General features: G+C 43.9%; 21 protein-coding genes and 1 pseudogene. 13 read left to right on the forward strand and 9 right to left on the reverse strand.

The features are described from left to right. Positions 1-11 precede the first annotated feature (11 nt). Positions 12-806 carry a Uma2 family endonuclease gene (locus tag MAE_RS15970; protein ID WP_012266498.1) on the forward strand — a complete coding sequence of 265 codons (795 nt, stop codon included), beginning with the start codon at positions 12-14 and terminating at the stop codon, positions 804-806. Positions 807-865: 59 nt separating this feature from the next. Here MAE_RS15970 and MAE_RS35160 read toward each other — a convergent pair. Both MAE_RS35160 and MAE_RS33835 read right to left on the reverse strand, forming a co-directional pair. Further along, a pseudogene (locus MAE_RS35160) lies at positions 866-964 on the reverse strand (PEP-CTERM sorting domain-containing protein); the annotation flags it as partial. A gap of 316 nt (positions 965-1280) precedes the next feature. Continuing rightward, positions 1281-1451, reverse strand: coding sequence for a hypothetical protein (locus MAE_RS33835; RefSeq protein WP_012266499.1), 171 nt, complete (start codon positions 1449-1451; stop codon positions 1281-1283). 118 nt (positions 1452-1569) lie between these two features. Here MAE_RS33835 and MAE_RS15975 point away from each other — a divergent pair, with 118 nt between their 5' ends. From MAE_RS15975 to MAE_RS34140, 6 genes are all read left to right on the forward strand, one after another. Further along, positions 1570-2853 (forward strand): flotillin family protein, encoded by a 1284-nt coding sequence (locus MAE_RS15975; RefSeq protein ID WP_012266500.1) that lies wholly within the window; start codon positions 1570-1572, stop codon positions 2851-2853. A 333-nt stretch (positions 2854-3186) separates the two neighbouring features. After that, positions 3187-3564: a phosphomannose isomerase type II C-terminal cupin domain gene (locus tag MAE_RS15980; protein WP_012266501.1), complete on the forward strand. Its 378-nt coding sequence runs from the start codon at positions 3187-3189 to the stop codon at positions 3562-3564. Positions 3565-3612: 48 nt separating this feature from the next. Next, positions 3613-4164: a bifunctional adenosylcobinamide kinase/adenosylcobinamide-phosphate guanylyltransferase gene (gene cobU, locus MAE_RS15985; RefSeq protein ID WP_012266502.1), complete on the forward strand. Its 552-nt coding sequence runs from the start codon at positions 3613-3615 to the stop codon at positions 4162-4164. A gap of 5 nt (positions 4165-4169) precedes the next feature. Further along, complete coding sequence (locus MAE_RS15990; protein ID WP_012266503.1) at positions 4170-4964, forward strand: class I SAM-dependent methyltransferase; 795 nt, start codon at positions 4170-4172, stop codon at positions 4962-4964. A 9-nt stretch (positions 4965-4973) separates the two neighbouring features. Continuing rightward, a complete protein-coding gene (gene leuD, locus MAE_RS15995) occupies positions 4974-5564 on the forward strand; it encodes a 3-isopropylmalate dehydratase small subunit (RefSeq protein WP_002792549.1) in 591 nt (196 codons plus the stop codon). 101 nt (positions 5565-5665) lie between these two features. Continuing rightward, a complete protein-coding gene (locus MAE_RS34140; protein WP_012266504.1) occupies positions 5666-5842 on the forward strand; it encodes a hypothetical protein in 177 nt (58 codons plus the stop codon). A 21-nt stretch (positions 5843-5863) separates the two neighbouring features. Here MAE_RS34140 and MAE_RS32420 read toward each other — a convergent pair whose 3' ends face one another. After that, entirely contained in the window at positions 5864-6070 is a 207-nt protein-coding gene (locus MAE_RS32420) for a hypothetical protein (protein WP_125730508.1), read from the reverse strand. On the opposite strand from MAE_RS32420, the gene MAE_RS16000 reads away from it, so the two are divergent. Next, positions 6055-8127 (forward strand): AAA family ATPase, encoded by a 2073-nt coding sequence (locus MAE_RS16000; protein WP_012266506.1) that lies wholly within the window; start codon positions 6055-6057, stop codon positions 8125-8127. The two genes, MAE_RS32420 and MAE_RS16000, sit on opposite strands and share 16 nt — an antisense overlap. 29 nt (positions 8128-8156) lie before the next feature. On the opposite strand, the gene MAE_RS16005 is transcribed toward MAE_RS16000, so the two are convergent. The 3 genes from MAE_RS16005 to MAE_RS33435 form a co-directional block, all read right to left on the reverse strand. After that, positions 8157-10394, reverse strand: a complete 2238-nt coding sequence (locus MAE_RS16005; RefSeq protein WP_012266507.1) for an FUSC family protein — start codon at positions 10392-10394, stop codon at positions 8157-8159. A 56-nt stretch (positions 10395-10450) separates the two neighbouring features. Further along, positions 10451-11896, reverse strand: coding sequence for an Ig-like domain-containing protein (locus tag MAE_RS16010; RefSeq protein WP_012266508.1), 1446 nt, complete (start codon positions 11894-11896; stop codon positions 10451-10453). Positions 11897-13663: 1767 nt separating this feature from the next. Beyond that, positions 13664-13807: a hypothetical protein gene (locus MAE_RS33435; protein WP_002755677.1), complete on the reverse strand. Its 144-nt coding sequence runs from the start codon at positions 13805-13807 to the stop codon at positions 13664-13666. A gap of 399 nt (positions 13808-14206) precedes the next feature. Between MAE_RS33435 and MAE_RS16015 the strand changes: the two genes are divergently transcribed. Continuing rightward, on the forward strand, positions 14207-14434 hold the full coding sequence (locus MAE_RS16015) for a DNA-directed RNA polymerase subunit omega (RefSeq protein ID WP_002761217.1): 228 nt from the start codon (positions 14207-14209) through the stop codon (positions 14432-14434). A 27-nt stretch (positions 14435-14461) separates the two neighbouring features. Here the strand turns inward: MAE_RS16015 and MAE_RS16020 are convergent, their stop codons facing one another. Together MAE_RS16020 and MAE_RS16025 are read right to left on the reverse strand one after the other, a co-directional pair. Next, on the reverse strand, positions 14462-14656 hold the full coding sequence (locus MAE_RS16020; RefSeq protein ID WP_012266510.1) for a hypothetical protein: 195 nt from the start codon (positions 14654-14656) through the stop codon (positions 14462-14464). A gap of 23 nt (positions 14657-14679) precedes the next feature. Then, positions 14680-15303, reverse strand: a complete 624-nt coding sequence (locus tag MAE_RS16025) for a YraN family protein (protein ID WP_012266511.1) — start codon at positions 15301-15303, stop codon at positions 14680-14682. Between the two features lie 767 nt (positions 15304-16070). Between MAE_RS16025 and MAE_RS36140 the strand changes: the two genes are divergently transcribed. From MAE_RS36140 to MAE_RS16045, 4 genes are all read left to right on the forward strand, one after another. Beyond that, positions 16071-16259 carry a PEP-CTERM sorting domain-containing protein gene (locus MAE_RS36140; protein ID WP_331447277.1) on the forward strand — a complete coding sequence of 63 codons (189 nt, stop codon included), beginning with the start codon at positions 16071-16073 and terminating at the stop codon, positions 16257-16259. A 107-nt stretch (positions 16260-16366) separates the two neighbouring features. Then, positions 16367-16579: a hypothetical protein gene (locus tag MAE_RS16035; protein WP_012266513.1), complete on the forward strand. Its 213-nt coding sequence runs from the start codon at positions 16367-16369 to the stop codon at positions 16577-16579. A 3-nt stretch (positions 16580-16582) separates the two neighbouring features. Continuing rightward, positions 16583-16930 carry a type II toxin-antitoxin system PemK/MazF family toxin gene (locus MAE_RS16040; protein ID WP_002790184.1) on the forward strand — a complete coding sequence of 116 codons (348 nt, stop codon included), beginning with the start codon at positions 16583-16585 and terminating at the stop codon, positions 16928-16930. 198 nt (positions 16931-17128) lie between these two features. Further along, positions 17129-17551: a SufE family protein gene (locus MAE_RS16045; protein WP_002761229.1), complete on the forward strand. Its 423-nt coding sequence runs from the start codon at positions 17129-17131 to the stop codon at positions 17549-17551. A 4-nt stretch (positions 17552-17555) separates the two neighbouring features. On the opposite strand, the gene MAE_RS16050 is transcribed toward MAE_RS16045, so the two are convergent. Continuing rightward, positions 17556-18107 carry a transcriptional repressor gene (locus MAE_RS16050; protein ID WP_012266514.1) on the reverse strand — a complete coding sequence of 184 codons (552 nt, stop codon included), beginning with the start codon at positions 18105-18107 and terminating at the stop codon, positions 17556-17558. Positions 18108-18163: the final 56 nt, after the last annotated feature.

Here is an 18163-nt window from a genome sequence, read left to right on the forward strand (position 1 = left end):
TGATAACTGAAATGACTACACCTAGCTTCACCATTCCCCAATCTGACCCTCCCCTTTCCCCCCGGCAATCCTTGCCGACGATGTACGATTTACCTAGTGACAATCCACTGGAACCCGGTTTGCCTGACGAATTTCACCTATTACAACCTCAGTTATTACTGCTGACTTTCCAGCCTCCCAACTGGGAACCAGACCTAGTTTTTAGTGCCGCTGACCTCAACCTTTACTACAATGTCAGACACCCCCAATGGTACAAGCGTCCCGATTGGTTTGGGGTGGTTGGTGTTCCTCGCCTCTACGATGGCCATGACCTGCGCTTAAGCTATGTGATTTGGCAGGAAGGGGTTTCTCCGACGATTGTGGTGGAATTATTGTCTCCAGGTACGGAAAATCAAGATTTAGGCGAAGAACTACGCCAACCCGGGGAACCGCCAACTAAGTGGACAGTTTATGAACAGATTCTGCGGATTCCCTACTATGTGGTTTTCAGTCGCTATACTAACCAACTTCAGGCGTTTGAACTGATAGGTGGTTATTACCAACCCGTGACTTTAGTGGAGGGACGCTTACCGATTCCTCAACTAGAATTGAGCTTAGGTTTGTGGCAAGGTTCCTATCGGGGAATTGAGCGGCTATGGTTACGCTGGTTGACGCTGGGGGGAGAGTTGATTCCCCTGGCCGATGAGGAGTTAATTGCGGCCAAACAAGAGGCTTTTGCGGCTAAACAAGAGGCTTCTGCGGCTAAACAACGAGCAGAACAACTAGCGGCACGATTGCGGGAATTAGGGATAGATCCTCAAACCTGAAGGCTCAAAAACCCCCCAAAAAAAGAGAGAGGAAACCCGCGCCTCCTCTCTCTGGGACATTATTTTCTCGCTTTGCGGACAGTACCCCCTAGTAGCATTAAACCGCCCAGTGTGATATAACCAAGAACACCCGTAGGTTCGGGGACACCCACAGCAGCAGAAGCGACGGTCAACAAATGCCGAGAGATTTTTTGAGATTATTCATACATTGAATAATTGGCTCTACGAATAAAGTTAAGTAGTCGTGCAAAATTAATTTCCTAGTGAAGATAGGCAAGAGGCAAGAGGCAAGAGGCAAGAGGTGGTTAGATATGTGTAATTAATTTTGCTTAGGTACTTATGTGTAGATTTTAGAAGCAATTTGATTGAAGTCAACATAAAACTAGAGGATTTTACTCTATCATTAACTTATTTTAATTTTCGATGTACCTAGGATTTGCTGAATAAATCTAACAACCTTGTTGGATAAGGTTTTTAGACTTTTTTTCCCTCAAAAAGTGCCGACCATTGGAGTGATTGGGGGGAAAATTCCGGGACTTTTTCCCTGAAAATTAGGTAATTGACCACCTGAAAATCGGTAAAACCCCACACCCCACCTGCCCCCCCGATGTCGGGGGGGTTGGGGGGGCCACACCCTACCCCCACGAAAAACTTTTTGCCGCAAACCCTACCTACACCCTACTAGACTACTGGTCTGTCAAAGTTGGAAATTGATGGATACAATTTAGTTAATTTGATCCGAGCATCGACCGTAATAAAATCTATGGAATTTATCGCTGTTTTACTGGGAGTTTTCGGTTTAGGCACAGGTGCGGGTTTATTAGTCATCCGTAACTATTACCATATCTGTCAACCGAGCGAAGTCTTAATTTTTGCCGGCAGTCGTCGTCCCACGGCCACGGGCAAAACCATCGGTTATCGTTTGGTAAAAGGGGGCAGCAGTATTCGTTTACCTATGCTAGAACAAGTGTATCGAATGGACCTGACCAACATGATCATCGATCTCAGGGTGGTTAATGCCTATTCTAAGGGCGGTGTGCCGTTGATCGTCACCGGGGTGGCGAATATTAAAATTGCCGGGGAAGAACCGATTATTTATAATGCGATCGAGCGTTTATTGGGCAAGAAACGCAAGGAAATCGAACAATTGGCTAAAGAAACCCTAGAGGGCAATTTGCGCGGTGTCTTGGCCAATTTAACCCCAGAACAAGCGAACTCCGATCAGATCGCTTTCGCTAAAAGTCTCCTGGAAGAAGCGGAACAGGATCTAGAAAAATTGGGTTTAGTTTTGGATAGTTTGCAGATCCAGAATATCTCCGATGAGGTGCGTTATCTCGATTCGATCGGACGGAAGCAAAAAGCCGAATTACAGAGAGATGCCCGGATAGCAGAAGCAAAAGCCCGAAAAACATCGATTATCAAGGATTCCGAGAATCTACGCCTAACCGCTTTGCGTCGTATCCAAAAAGATTTAGAAATAGCCAAAGCTGACGCAGAAAAACGGGTGCGCGACACTCAAACTAAGCGTGGCGCCATGATTGCTGAGGTAGAATCGGTGGTTATGTCGGATTTAGCTAAAGTACAGGCCGAAGTGGCGGTACAAAACGCCCGAATTAAGCAGGTGAAACAGCAATTACAAGCAGATGTGATCGCCCCTGCGGCAGCGGAATGTCAACAAGCGATCGCAAAAGCCCGGGGGGAAGCGGCCAAAATTATCGAACAGGGGAAAGCGCAAGCGGAAGGAACCAAAAAACTGGCGGCATCTTGGCAAGGAGCGGGAAATAACGCTAAAAACATCTTTTTATACCAAAAATTGGAGTTATTGCTGAAATTAATGGTCGCTAGTGTCCCAGAAGTGCAGGTGCAAACGGTGACGGTAGTGGACGGAGGTGATGGTAATCTTGTCCCGAAAATGACTGCCTTTGCTGAACAATTGCGTCAAGCTACCGGGGTGGATCTGGTACAAATGGCTAATCGCCTAGCACAAACCGAGCCATCTGTCAAGGGAAAAGAGACAAATTTTGATTTTAAACAATTGCCCTCCTGAATCAGTTATCAGTTATCAGGAGACAGGATACAGGATACAGGAGACAGGATACAGGATACAGGAGTCAGGAGTCAGGACACAGGATACAGGATACAGGAGTCAGGAGTCAATAGATTACTTTATTTATTCTCCCCATCACCCCATCACCCCATCACCCCATCACCCCATCTCCCCCATCTCCCCCATCACCCCATCACCCCATCACCCCATCACCCCATCACCCCATCACCCCACACCCCACACCCCACACCCCACACCCCACACACCTTTAGCTAATAGCTGCAAACCAGAGATTGTCCACTAGAATGTTAATCAAGTTTGGAGACCACCGCCATGGATGACTTAATTAATGCTCCCTCCCCTTCTCCCCAAGACCTAGAAATGACGCGGACTCCCCCCTGGGGAACGGTGACGGTATTGGAGGAAGGTCCGCGGTATCGCATCAATCGCATTGTCATTAAACCCGGCCATCAGATGAGTACCCAAATGCACTACCATCGCAGTGAACACTGGATTGTCGTCTCCGGTACAGCGCGGGTAATTTGTGATGAAAAAGAAACTCTCCTCAAACAAAAAGAATCTACATACGTTCCCATGAATACCCGTCATCGGGTGGAAAACCCCGGTTCTATTCCTCTGGTGATGATCGAGGTGCAAAATGGCGAATATTTAGGAGATGATGATATTCACCGTTTTGATGATCGAGAATAGGACAGTTTTCTCCCGTATATACTGTAGTTATTTGCCAAAATCTCGATCGTGGATGAAAAAATTATCCTAGTTACAGGGGCTGCCCGTTCTGGGAAAAGTGAATGGGCCGAATATTTAGCCAAAATCAGCCAAAAACCCGTTATTTATATCGCCACCTCCTCGGTGGATGAAAAAGATCAAGAATGGTGCGATCGCATTGAAAGACACCGGCAGCGACGTTTACCCCAATGGCAAACCCAAGAAATTCCCCGACAATTAAGCGAAACTATTGATAATAGCCCATTTACTCACTGTTTATTGATCGATTCCCTCGGTACTTGGGTAGCCAATTGTTTAGAAATGTCGGCAGCTGAATGGTTAGAAATTAGCGATCGATTCTTGTATTCCCTCAAAAACGCGGCCGTTGATGTTATTCTGGTAGCGGAAGAAACCGGTTGGGGTGTGGTTCCCGCTTATCCCCTCGGTCGTCTGTTTCGCGATCGTTTAGGCGATCTCTGTCGTAGAATTGGCACAATAGCAGACGCGGTTTATCTAGTTACCGGCGGCCATGCTCTTAATTTAAGTCAATTGGGTCAGTCTTTGTCGATAATTGGGCAATAGAGAAGATGAGCAACGATTATCAGCGTCAAGTAATTGATTTTTATGCCCTTCGTCACGATTACGATAACGATTTTACGCAAGCTCGCGCCCTTAAATTAGTAAATTATCTCTATTTACAAAAAAGCCAATCTGTGCTAGACGTGGCAACGGGAACGGGATTTATAGCGGTCGCAATTGCCCCAAAAGTGAAAAGTGTCATCGGGGTTGATTTCACGCCGGAAATGATTGCCAGAGCCGAAAAAAAGCTAGAAGCATTAAATATCGAGAATATTGACCTAATTAACGCCGATATAGCTGCTATTGACTTTGCCGAGTCTAGTTTCGATCTGATCACCTGTTCTCTGGCGATCGCACTTTTCCCCGATATCCCGCAAGTGCTGGCAAAATGGTATCAATGGTTAAAAAAAGGCGGTTCGATCGCTTTTTCCTGTAATAATTTAGAATCCCACTTCCTACCCTTGATCAGTGGTGTTTGTCGCGAAACCTATGGTTTTGAGTTGCCTAATCTGCACACTCCCATCGCCACCCCAGAAAAATGCCATCAATTGCTGGAAAATGCGGGATTTACCAATATATCGGTCAATGTCGAACAACTAGGTCGATATTTGCCCCTAGAAACCGCCAAAAACTTCTGGTATGGGCAGTATTTTTATCCTCAGCATAACCCTTTCGACCGCCTATCGGCTGCCGAAATTGCGACTCTAGTGAACAATTATCGCCGAGAAATCGAGAAAAATGCCACCGATCAGGGAGTATGGCAAGATGCAACCACTTTTTTTGTTACTGCTAGTAAAAGTTAGAAAAAGATCATGAGTCAAGTTAAAACCATCTCCGGACGAGCTTTACCCTTGCGAGGCAACGATATTGACACCGATCGCATTATTCCGGCTCGTTTTTTGCGTTGTATCACCTTTGAAGGTTTAGGCGAACAAGTGTTCGCTGATGATCGAGCGGCTTTACAGGGGAGTCATCCTTTTGATCTACCCCAGTACCAAGGGGCGAAAATTTTGGTAGTCAATGGTAATTTTGGTTGTGGCTCTTCTCGGGAACACGCACCGCAAGCGATTTTACGTTGGGGAATACAAGCAATTATCGGGGAAAGTTTCGCCGAAATATTTTTTGGCAATTGTATCGCTAATGGGGTTCCCTGTGTCACTGCCGAGGCAAAAACCATCACCCATTTACAGGATTTAATTACAGCTAATCCCGAAATTCCCGTCGATCTTTCCTTGACAACCATGACAGTGGAATGGGGGGATTTTGTCGCTACCGTCTCTATGAATGAAGGTTCCCGACAGATGTTAATAGAAGGGGGTTGGGATACCTGCGGGCAGCTGTTACAAAATCTCGATCTGATTCAATCTACCGCGCAAAAGTTACCCTATTTAAGTTTCGTCTAGGAAAACAATCTAGGCTGAGGGTGCGTTAGTAATAGATTAACTTACCCCGGCAAGGATTTTGTTTGAGATGCAGCGGCTGTAAATATTAAAAAATCTGCCCTATGATTAATCCTGATAATAATCTCCAAAATATCCAAGAACCGATTTTAAACGCTCCCGAAGATGTGCGAAAAATCATCGATCGAGTTTTAAAATTGGAAAGAGATAAGTTATACCAGCGCAATCCTCGCAATATCAATGATGATGTTTTAACGATTATTAAAGAAGTAATCCAATAATTAGCTTTTAGCTATCAGGAGTCAGGAGATAGGGTGATAGGGTTTTGGGGTGATAGGGTGATAGGGATTTAGGGGTTTAGGGAAATTTCCTCCAAATGCTCCACTTCCCCCCGCAACGCGCACGAAGTGGTCTCCCCACCTCCCCACTTCCCCACCTCCCCACTTCCCCACCTCCCCACCTCCCCACCTCCCCACTTCCCCTCTATATAAATATGAAACTACTATCAATAAAGTTATGTAATTTTCGACAATTTTATGGCAAGACTCCCGAGATACATTTAGCGGCAAGTTCTCGCAATACAACGGTAATTTATGGCAATAATGGTGCGGGAAAAACAACCATTTTAAATGCTTGTACTTGGGTACTTTATGAAAAATTTACAGCAGCTTTTGCCGAACCAGAGTTATTAGTTAATAAACGGGCAATTACCGAAGTAAGCACGGGAACTTCCATAGAATGTTCCGCAGAAGTAAACTTTGAACATGAAAATAAACGCTATCAGGTAAAACGAAAATTTTTCGCCTATCAAGATGTAAATAGTAAAATTAAATACGGTCAAAATAGTTTATATATGCTCTACGCTGGTGATGATGGCAATTGGTACACACCCAATCAACCACCAGAGGATATTATTAATCAAATTTTACCCGAAAGTTTACACCGTTATTTCTTTTTTGATGGGGAATATATCGATCATCAATTTCGCAGTAGTAGCCAAGGTAAAATCGCCGAGGATACAAAAGAATTATTGGGAGTTAAAGTATTAGATCGAGCGATCGAGCATTTAAAAAAAGCTAAAAAATCTTTACAAGATGAGCTTAAAGATTTAGGAGAATCGGATTTAAAAAAGTTATTGAAACAGGAAAGTAAAATCGAGCAGGATTTCGAGAAATTAAAACAGCGTCAGCAGGATATTATTAACCAGTTATCCCAGCAGGAAGAATTAAAAAAAGCCGTGACTAATCGCTTATTAGAGTTAAGTGGTGCCGAGGAATTAAAACAGTTAAAAGAAAAATTAGAACAACAGGAAAGAAATCTGCGGCAAGATTTAGTGAGAACTAAGGATAAGTTAAAGAAATTAATTTCCCAGCAAGCTTATCAAGTCTTTTTAAAAGAAATTAATCAAAATTTTCAGCAATTAATCGATCGCCTGCGACAACAAGGGGAATTACCCAGTGGTATCAAACAGCAATTTGTCCAACAATTATTAGAGCGGAAAAAATGTATTTGTGGCCAGGAATTACAGGAAAATAGCCAAGCTTATTTAGAGGTACAAGACTGGATGAATAAAGCAGGAATGGCCGATGTGGAAGAAGCGGCCATTCGCTTATCTTCCACAGTCAGAGAAATAGATAAACGGGTGTTAGATTTTTGGCAAGAAGTGGATAGTTATCAAGCTAATATTCACCAGTGGCGCTTAGAATTATCTTTGGTAGAATCAGAATTAGATGAAGTTCGGGATAAATTTCGCCATTATCCCGATGAAGATATTAAAAATCTGCAATCTCGTTTAGATGCGATCGAGGATTCCCTCAAAGATTTACGATTGGAACAGGGCAGCAATAAAAATCAACTAGATATCTATGAAAAAGAGTTAGAATCCCTGCAAAAACAGGTACAAAAACAGCAACAAAAAGAGGAAAAATCTAATTTAGGACAACGACGTAGTTTAGCGACTCAAGAGGCAATTAATCGCATTAGTGAGGTAAGACAGAGATTAGAAAATCAGTTTCGTTTGTCCTTAGAAAAACGGGTACAGGAAATCTTTAACTCAATTTCTTTTACTCCCTATATTCCCCGTATTAGTCCCGATTACGAGGTAAGACTATTAGAAAATACGACAGGATTCGCCATTCCCGTGGCAGCTTCTACCGGAGAAAATCAGATTCTCAGTTTATCTTTTATCGGGGGAATTATTGATCGAGTGCGAGAATGGAGTCAGAAAAATACTTTGATGGGAATTGATAGCAGCACTTTTCCTCTGGTGATGGATTCTCCTTTTGGTAGTCTTGATCATATCTATCGTCGGCAAGTTGCGATCGCTATTCCTAAATTAGCCAATCAGTTAATTGTTTTAGTGACAAAAACTCAATGGAGAGGAGAAGTAGAAACCGAGATTTCTCCCTATATTGGTAAAGAATATGTGTTAGTTTATAATTCTCCGAAAGCGGATTGTCAAGAGGATTTAATTAATCTTCATGGTGTTGATTATTCTCTAGTGAAACGCAGTCCTAATAATTTTGAATATACGGAAATTATCGAAGTTAATCGATTTTCCTCCTGACTGCTAAATTCTCTTGTCATAACTAAATTTTAACTTCTAATAAAACGATCGATTGCTGTGTTCATTACCCCCACACGACTGGATAATTCCACAAGTTCCGTGGTGACAATATTATAATCCCCTAAATATTTATGGAGATTAGTTCCCTCTTGTTGATTGCCAATTTCTACTAACCTTTCCTCTCGCAATTCCTGCAAATGATCGAGGACTTCTTCTAAAGTATCTTCGAGGGGAGGTAAGGGAAGAGGAGGATTATTTGTTTGCAAAGCTTGGGTTAATTGCGTCAAAGCTTGGGTTATTTGTTGCGTGAACAGACTCAGATTAGGATGGGGAGGACTACCTCGATATTGTTCCAATTCCGTCAACAAAACTGTCACCCCGCGACCAAAACGGGGAATATAATTACTTAAAGTGATTGCCGGTTCCATTTGTGGAAAAGGTGTGCTAGGATCATCAATTAATCTTTGTAGGGCCGTTTGCATAGTTGTATTTGCTCGTCGAGCTTTATTGCGATGGGAAGATAAAATTGCAGTTTGATAGGATGATTCTCCCAAATAAACTGCCATAACTGACTGAAAAAATATTTGATTAGCTTCTAATGCTTTAATGGCAGCGAGGGAAAAACGTTCATCTTCATTAAACCGTAAAAAACCGAAGGAAAGTGCAAAGGCTAAAGCACTACCGATTAAAGTATAAACTATTCTGATATACTCTAAATTAATACCGTCATTGCTGGCATCCAGACGACTGATGATTAAAGCAAAAATTGTGATAAAAAATACGGCCAAACTATAGTGAAATCGCACCAAAGCTAAAGCGATCGCTATAGAAATCATCCCAATAATTTCTAACCAGATCGGATTATCTATAATTGGCAACAATGCCAAAACAAAAAACGAGCCTAAAATCGTGCCAAACACCCGATTAAAAAAGCGTTGAAAAGTCAAGCTAAAATCTGGTTTTAACACAATAACTAAGGTTAAACCAATCCAAAAACTATGGGTAATTCCTAGCTTATGGTAAATCAAAACTCCTAGCGCACTTCCCAAACCCAAGCGTAAACCATGGCGAAATAGGGGCGATTCTAGATTAAAATTAGATTTTAATGGTTCCCACCAAGCTTTTTCTTGACTGTACTCTTTTTCTATACCTTCAAAGTTCCGCTGCCAGGGATTTTTTTTATCGGAAAAGTTCTCGCTTTGCCGCAAATGTTGCGCTGTTTCACTGGCTATTTTTAGCTGTTTAAATAATTTTTTTAAACGATTATTTAATTGCGAAATTGCCACATAACTGCTATAATCATCCTGGGCATTTTCTAAAACTTTAGCTTGCAGGTTTTTTTGTTGCTCGATCGCCTTGAGTAATAGCTGCAAGCGCTCACAATCCGGTCGTTTATTTCTACCCAAAATTAACCAGGCAATATCTTCGCTAATTTCCGCCACTTGCACGAGAATATCTTCTAATAAAATACCCACCGTGGTCAGTTGTGGCAAGGGATGAAGATGAAGCAATTCTCGCAGCGCGATTAAGCTGGTATTAATGCGATCGCTATCTTCGATCAAGACGATTAACAATTCCCGCAGCTCACTTTTTCCCCAACGTCCCCGACGCGTCAAGGTGACAGTTTTCCTAGAACGGAGCAACAGTTGGCGGATTTTGTCAAAATATGGCTCCTCATTAGCATTAGAACGAGAGTGTAAGGGCAAAGAGCGGAGATAAGTGGCGATACCCTGAAAATTTTCCGCCGTTACCTGACGTAAAGGCTGATTAGGGCGAAAAGGCCAGATAAACAGGGCTAAAAAAATTGTCCATCCCCCTCCCAACACAGCGATTCCGGCCCGTTGTAAAGCGACGACAATATCTCCCGATGGCAAAGAAACAGCAAAAAGCAGCAATAAACTAATTACTACCCCAGCTAACGCCCCATTTTCCCCGTAAACCGTCAAATAACCCGCTAGAAACAACCCGCAAAAAACTATCACTACGGTCAATCCTAGCCAAGCACTGGCTAATGTGCCGATAATCAAAGCTAGAGCCATCCCGATAGTCGTAGCGACTAGGGTTTGCGCTCTCAGGCAGTAAAGTCCCCCTGCATCGGCTAAAATCAAGATTTGAGCCGCTAAACCGACCATTAACCCCAATTCTGACTGATCTAAAATATCACCGATAATAATCGGTACCGCAATCGCTAATAAAGTCCGAATCCCCCGCTCGATCTCGATATCGCCACTAGGACGCAATAAAAAAGCAAATCGCTGAAGTAGCATAAATTCACTGAAAACTTAACTCTTGAACCTGATAACGTAGCTACCGATCAATAATTTTAGGGCAGCCAACGGGGTTTAAAACCGGCGTTGAGTTCTTGAGGTAAAATTTTCGGGGTGCTATTGGGACTGAATTGATCGGGGAGTGGTAATAACCAGAGACGACCATCGGCAATGCTCGACCCCTCCCCGGTGACTAAATCATTTCTGACTCCAAAGGGTGTGGTTGCTAACTGATCAAATAATAAGGCCACGCCATCGGGAGACATACTCATCTGCACGTCACGATAATTAGGTAAGGCCAGCAGGGGGATCATTTTACCCGTTTTTAGCTCAATAATCGCTAAAAATGGTTCTTCTTTCACCTTGCCATCGCTGCCCATAACCAGATCGCTTTTCAGACAGTAAAGGGTTTTTTCCTGTCGCGGTTCAAATTCACAGCTAATAATCGGATTAGCTGTTCTTAATAGTAGTCTTGACTCTCCCTGATCATTGAGCAAAAATAGCGATCGCTGATTATCTGGTTCCGATTTCACCATGAGTTTTTGGCGACCATCCCGGGAAAAAGCGAGTATTTTCTCGTAGGTAGGCAAAAATTGCGGTTTTCCCCCTTGCACATCCAAAGGAATCACCGCTACCCCTCCCGTTTGACTGACAACCGCTTTTTTACCGTCGGGAGATAGTAAAAAAATATCCCCTTGTATTCCTAACGGTCGCGATTGTCCATCATCGCTGATTACCCATAAACTGGCATCCCCCGGATTCCCGTGATTGATTCTCTGCACGATTAGGGTTTTGCCGTTATCTGAGAGATCAAAGCGCAGATTTTGATAGGTTTTCGCATCTAAAAACCTTTCTATACGACCAATGGGCAAATTTTGACCATTTTCGTCATGATTTAAACCCGTGGTCATCGTGTAAAGTTGCTGTTTCGGGGTGTCTCGTCCTAAGTCAGAGCGATCGAAGGCCGAGAATAAAATTCTCTCTCCCCTCGGATAGATTTGAAAATCCGTGACCACCAGATCCGCAGGGGTAAGGATGGTTTTTTTCAGTTCTGTGACGTTATTTGCCCCCTGAATGATATTACAGACGATTAAACGACCTCTTTCCTCTTGGTTGACTCCAATATAGGCAAAAGCTCGATCGTGGGTGTAAAATTCCCCGATAAAGTCCTCACCTTGAGCAATGGGTAACTTTACTTGATATTTTTTGCCGTAGATGGGCAATTCCGTCAAGGTATAGGTCAAGCGATCGCCAGACCAGCTAATTTTACCCGGCAAGGGAGGATCGATCACCAGTCCGGTTTCTATGTCGGAACGGTCAATCGGTCGATTAAAACTTAAAGTAAAATAATTGTCCCTAACGCCGATTTTTCGTCCTTGCCAGCTAAAATTCTCCCCTCGGGTAGGAACTTGATTTCCCTGGATCAAAATCGACGATATCCCGGCAATTAAGGCCAAAATAGTCGCTAACACTAAGCGATCGAACCAAGCTAATCTTTTCATCAGTTATCAGTTATCAGTTATCAGTTATCAGGAGTCAGTCAGGAGTCAGTCAGGAGGCAATAGGCAATAGGCAATAGGCAATAGGCAATAGGCAATAGGCAATAGGCAATAGGCAATAGGCAGCTTTATTCTCCCCACACCCGTTACAGTAGAGCAGGAAGTCGCCTTCCCACCCCCTGCTTCAAAACCGGACTTACGACTTTCGCCGTATCCGGCTCCTGAGTAACTAGGCTACTGTCATTAGTAGAATAATAATGGGAATTATTATTTCCTTGTCTATTCAACCCTCTTGGCTGTATCCCCACCAGACAAGATTGTTGGTTTTAGGGCGTATATGACCGTTGATTGTTGCTTAGACTTCCTAGTTACCCGTCCTTTGTCAGCATATCTTTGATATTACTCAAAGCCTTGGCTTTTAAGGACATCCTCTCCCTCTATTGACTTGCGGATGGTTTCCTACTGCCCCGAACGGGCAGAGTCAATCAGGGTTACTTCGTTCCCTATAACCATTGGTTGAACCCTTAGGATGATACTGTCCACAACAGAGTAACGGGAATGCCTTACTGATAGTGGTATGAGCTATCAGCCCCAACTCTGTTAACTTTTGTTTCGAGCCTGTCAGCCTTTTGGCTCGTGGGTGTTGACGATGGTTAATTCGTATCTTCGCCCCAGGGCTATCCATAGGTTCTGGCTCAACGGGTTTCTGATTTAGGCTATCAGATACCGCTTTTTTTTCCTCGCTCACTACCTCAGATGTACCAAGTCTAAAGCAGCAGGAAATGCCGTCACTCTAGGCATCTAGAGGACAGGACTAAGGTTATTACTAACCCGCACCTGTAGGGTTATAAAGTTATCAAGGTACTACATTTACCAAGCGGCTAATCCTCTAAACGTCTTACTGTCTAGTTTCTAGCCAACGAATCGCACCACACCCCACACCCTACACCCGTTACAGTAGAGCAGGAAGTCGCCTTCCCACCCCCTGCTTCAAAACCGGACTTACGACTTTCGCCGTATCCGGCTCCTGAGTAACTAGGCTACTGTCATTAGTAGAATAATAATGGGAATTATTATTTCCTTGTCTATTCAACCCTCTTGGCTGTATCCCCACCAGACAAGATTGTTGGTTTTAGGGCGTATATGACCGTTGATTGTTGCTTAGACTTCCTAGTTACCCGTCCTTTGTCAGCATATCTTTGATATTACTCAAAGCCTTGGCTTTTAAGGACATCCTCTCCCTCTATTGACTTGCGGATGGTTTCCTACTGCCCCGAACGGGCAGAGTCAATCAGGGTTACTTCGTTCCCTATAACCATTGGTTGAACCCTTAGGATGATACTGTCCACAACAGAGTAACGGGAATGCCTTACTGATAGTGGTATGAGCTATCAGCCCCAACTCTGTTAACTTTTGTTTCGAGCCTGTCAGCCTTTTGGCTCGTGGGTGTTGACGATGGTTAATTCGTATCTTCGCCCCAGGGCTATCCATAGGTTCTGGCTCAACGGGTTTCTGATTTAGGCTATCAGATACCGCTTTTTTTTCCTCGCTCACTACCTCAGATGTACCAAGTCTAAAGCAGCAGGAAATGCCGTCACTCTAGGCATCTAGAGGACAGGACTAAGGTTATTACTAACCCGCACCTGTAGGGTTATAAAGTTATCAAGGTACTACATTTACCAAGCGGCTAATCCTCTAAACGTCTTACTGTCTAGTTTCTAGCCAACGAATCGCACCACACCCTACACCCTACACCCCACACCCTACACCCTACACCCCACACCCCACACCCCACACCCCACACCCCACTTTCTTATCAGCTTTAGTAATGATTGTCATCGGTTTTTTCAATCGAATAAATAAAAACGCCCCCAAAAAGGAAGCGTTTTTTAACTTATCATGAGGACTTAGCAAAATGTGTGCAGAGTTAGAACGCGGATGTTGGATGGGGATCCAGCATCTGTTTATTTTTAACCATTGATCGCCGCTGCCGTCAAGGCCATGGGGATAGCATCACCGGAAGCTAAATCGAGGGGGAAGTTATACGTTCAAGTGTATTTACAGCCCCCGCAATTGTCTCCCTTTTTTGGGTTTATTTATTTCAAAAATTATCTCTTTATTTGTATATTTTTAAACTTGTATAAAATTGATTTAAGTTTTGTAAAAAGTAGTTGACAAAATCCGATCGAGATCAAGGATAACCCTATCCTTAAGGTGGACAAAATATGGTAAGGTGGACTGAGTAATAAAACTTATCACTAACCTATTATCAGTGACAAGTGCCAAATTCACCAGAGAAGGCTAAATATAACTATGTCCAAACGGTTTAAATTCGACTCCTCCGAGATGATTTATCTCACCGATAAACTGATGAATGCGGCCAGCAATCGTTACTCGATCGTCGTGCAAGTCGCTAGACGGGCCAAACGCGTCCGCTACGATACCGTAGAAAATATCGATGACCCGATGATTAAACCCGTCCAACGGGCCCTGATGGAAATGACCGACGAATTAACCGAACCGGAATTATTACGCGATTAATCCCCTAAAATTGCCTGGAACCCACCCTTACATTTCATCGGGGTTGATACCCAGTGATCTTAGTCTTTCCGCTAGTCGTTGGGCTTTTTGTTCCGCTTCCTCTTTGGCTAAACGTTCTTGCTGGGCGAGCGCCGCAGCTGCCCTCGCCCTTTCCTCTGCGGTTAAATAACGATTTCCCGATACTGGGAAGAAGGCGATTTTTGTGTAGGAAAGGTTAACCATAGCGATTGTTTTGACTAGGGAAATTACCAAGTATTCGGTTGAAAGTCGGCATCATTAATAATGGCCACCGTATCCCCAGAGGGTTTAATCACAAATAGACCTTTTTTATAAGCGTATCGATCGATCCCCTCGTTGATTTCAATTCCCGCCACCGCACCGTAAGCTCGATAGTTTTTATAATGGGGAAAAGCGATTTTAAAACGAGTCAATTTTTCAATAAATTCATCCACATCATCTTTAGATAATCTAGATTTACATTCCACCACCACGAGATCGGTATCATCTACCGCTAGGATATCAATTTCCATGGCGATGCCCTGACGCTTGACTCTAGCGCGGGGATAAACTTCTTTAATATCGATACCTTTTTCCTGAAAAAGCCGTAAAACCGCCGGTTCTACCAATTCTTCCACAAATCGACCCCAGCGAGTGGTGAGACTATCTACCGCTTTGCTGGTTCGTTCAACCGTCCGTTTCAGTTCTGCCATCGAGCGATCGCTTTCTAGTTTAGATTCGGCGAGGAGGTTCTCTATTTGGACTCTATGGCGATCATATTCCGCCTTGGATTCGGCAGCCCGGCGATCATATTCCTCGGCGGAAGCGCGGAATAGCTGGTAAATATCCTCAAGAGTTACCGGTTCACTCATAGACTTACCTCTAAAACACCCCTCATCATTTTAGCGATTCCGTCGAGAAGCCGGACGAAAGCGAGAGAGCAAAACGGAAAGGAATATTAAGAATTGTGTAAAAGACTTGACAAATGTGCGGGGGGGGGTAAGGTTTACTTGGAATTTTTGATTTTGTTCCAAAACTTACATAATCCTTACAACAATTTTACGTGAAACTACCCATTATCGGCATCCTATCAGGAGTTGCCCTTGCGACTCTAGGCATCTCTGGCGTTGCAGAAGCGGCAATCCTTCTCCCTTCCCTTCCACCAGGGTCTGAGTATCGCTTGGTATTTGTTACCAGTGGAACCAGAGATGCGACTTCGAGCGATATCGCGGATTACAATACTTTCGTTCAGAATGCGGCGCGTGGCTCTTCTGTTCTCAATACGGCGTTGACTGCGGCGGGATTTAACCCATTATCGATTAGCTGGACGGCGATCGCTTCGACGAGCGCTGTGAATGCACGAGTCAATACTCAGACTCAAGCAACGGATACCTCGCGCCCGATCTATCGTTTGGATGGGGCGCTGGTTGCCACGTCTTACACGGACTTGTGGGATGGCTTTATCGGATATCCCATTAATGTCACGGAATCCGGTACATCAATTGCTGGGACTCCCGGGACTGCTGTCTGGACTGGGACTCTTCAGGACGGGACGAGCCCTGGTTCTCAATTAGGTTCCCTAGGGGCGGTGTCTGTCCGTGGATTCGTAGGCTTCGTTCTCGGTACTAATGTACTGGTCGTGGATTTTCGGTGGGTCAATACCGGTGCCGAGCCGTCCAATAATTTCCTCCCGGTGTACGGTATCTCTTCGGTGCTGGCGGTTCCCACCGCTCCCCCCGCAGCCACCCCGGAACCCTCTAGCCTTCTCGGTTTTATCACCTTGGGCGGATTAATGCTAGGGGGTGCCGTCCGCAAAGCGCGGAAGTAATACCTACAAGGGAGAGGAGGCGAGGGTTTCCTCTCTCGAAGCGGAGGTTTTCGATACTTTATTTGGTATCATCAAGTAAGAGAAGCTTGATTTATGTTGGTACAGAAATGATGAATCAAATTACTGCTATTTTCAATGGAGAAGCTTTTTATCCTACTGAAACCTTTAATCTTAAGCCGAATACTAAAGTAAAATTGACAATAGAAACTCAATTAATTGATGAAGAGCAATTGCAAATAATGGCAGATGATCAGGATATTTTAGGAGAAATCGCTACCATTAATCAGGAGTTTATGGTCTCTGAAATGGACGGTTTGTAGAAAATGACTATCGCAAGAGGTGAAATTTATTTCGTTAATCTTAACCCGATTCAAGGAAAAGAGCAAGCAGGAACTAGACCAGTTTTAGTATTATCTATTGATGTGATCAATCAGTTACCCTTAGTGGTGATGGTAGTGGTGGGGACGAAAGGAGAAAATATTCGCCAAGATTATCCGACTAATGTTCGCGTTTCGACTGATGAAAGTGGGCTTCCTTTAGAAACAGTCTTTCTTGGTTTTCAAATTCGTTCAATTGATAAAAATCGCTTCCCCTCGGCACCAGTTGGGAAACTATCCGAAGAAAAAATGCAAGAAATTGAAACGGCAGTCCGATATTGCCTAGGATTGTAAGGAGATTTTATATTTTTGGTACGGCGTTTATCCATAGCTCCTGCAAGCGTGGCGTTTGATTGATGCCAATTCTAGCAGATAGCCTCCAGACCCTCTGACCAAGGCAGTCCTGGCACCGATAACCACAGCGCTCAACTTCCGCGAGAATGCTAATATAAAAAAGCTATTGGCTAATTTTTTCTTATTTTAACTCGCAATATGCTCCCGTCTAATCTCGATCGCATCGTCGAACGCCTCAAACGTCGTACCGATCCTAAGCAAAAATACGAACAATTACTAGCTTTTGCTAAAAAACTAGAACCAATACCAGAATCTGCCAAAATACCCGCTAATAAAGTTCATGGCTGTGTATCCCAAGTTTATATCACTGCCGACCTCGAAAATGGCCAGGTTTGGTACAAAGGGGATTCCGACGCGCAATTAGTCAAGGGTTTAGTTGCTTTGTTAATCGAGGGTTTCAATGGACTGACTCCCACGGAAATCCTGCAAGTCACCCCGGATTTTATCGAAGAAACTGGTTTAAAAGTCAGCCTTACTCCTTCCCGCGCCAACGGCTTTTATAATATTTTCCAATTAATGCAGAAAAAAGCTCTCGGTTTTCAGTTGGGAATGTCCGCTTAGATGCCTAGTTTTCCAGTTCCGGTTCCTTTGATTCGGGAATCTCGCAGTTTTGGAAACGAGTATCCACCAGCGAACGCGTACAACCCCAATTACTCGGTATTCCCGACGGCCAACCCATCCGCAAAGCTTCCGGACAGATGGCCATCACCGTTAACTGACAGTCAATTAACTGAAAACCCTCTTTCTCACACTGTTTGAGACTGTGTTTGAGAATGGAATCATTGTTAAATTCAATGGTTTTATTGCACTGAATACAGACCAAATGATGATGGTGGTGGGGATAGGGTTGATTGAGTTCGTAGTGTTTATGACCCTCGGCCAATTCCAACTCCCGCAAAATTCCCATCCGCGACATCAGTTTAACACTGCGGTAAATTGTCGATAAACTAATTCCTTCCCCCCTTTTGTCCAGCAATTCCTGCAATTCTTCGGCGCTGAGATGATTGCCTTTCGGTAAATTCTGGAAAACGTGCAGAATTTTCTCTCGCTGGGGAGTTAAGCGCCACCCCCGCGCGTTGAGTTCCGCTTTCAGGGAGGAAGCAGTGTAGGCAGACATAAGCGATCAACTCTCAATAAAAGCTATTTAATTGACAATGATAGTCGTTTCGGCGA

The sequence above is a fragment of the Microcystis aeruginosa NIES-843 genome (genome assembly GCF_000010625.1).
In the GTDB taxonomy this organism is placed as follows: domain Bacteria; phylum Cyanobacteriota; class Cyanobacteriia; order Cyanobacteriales; family Microcystaceae; genus Microcystis; species Microcystis aeruginosa.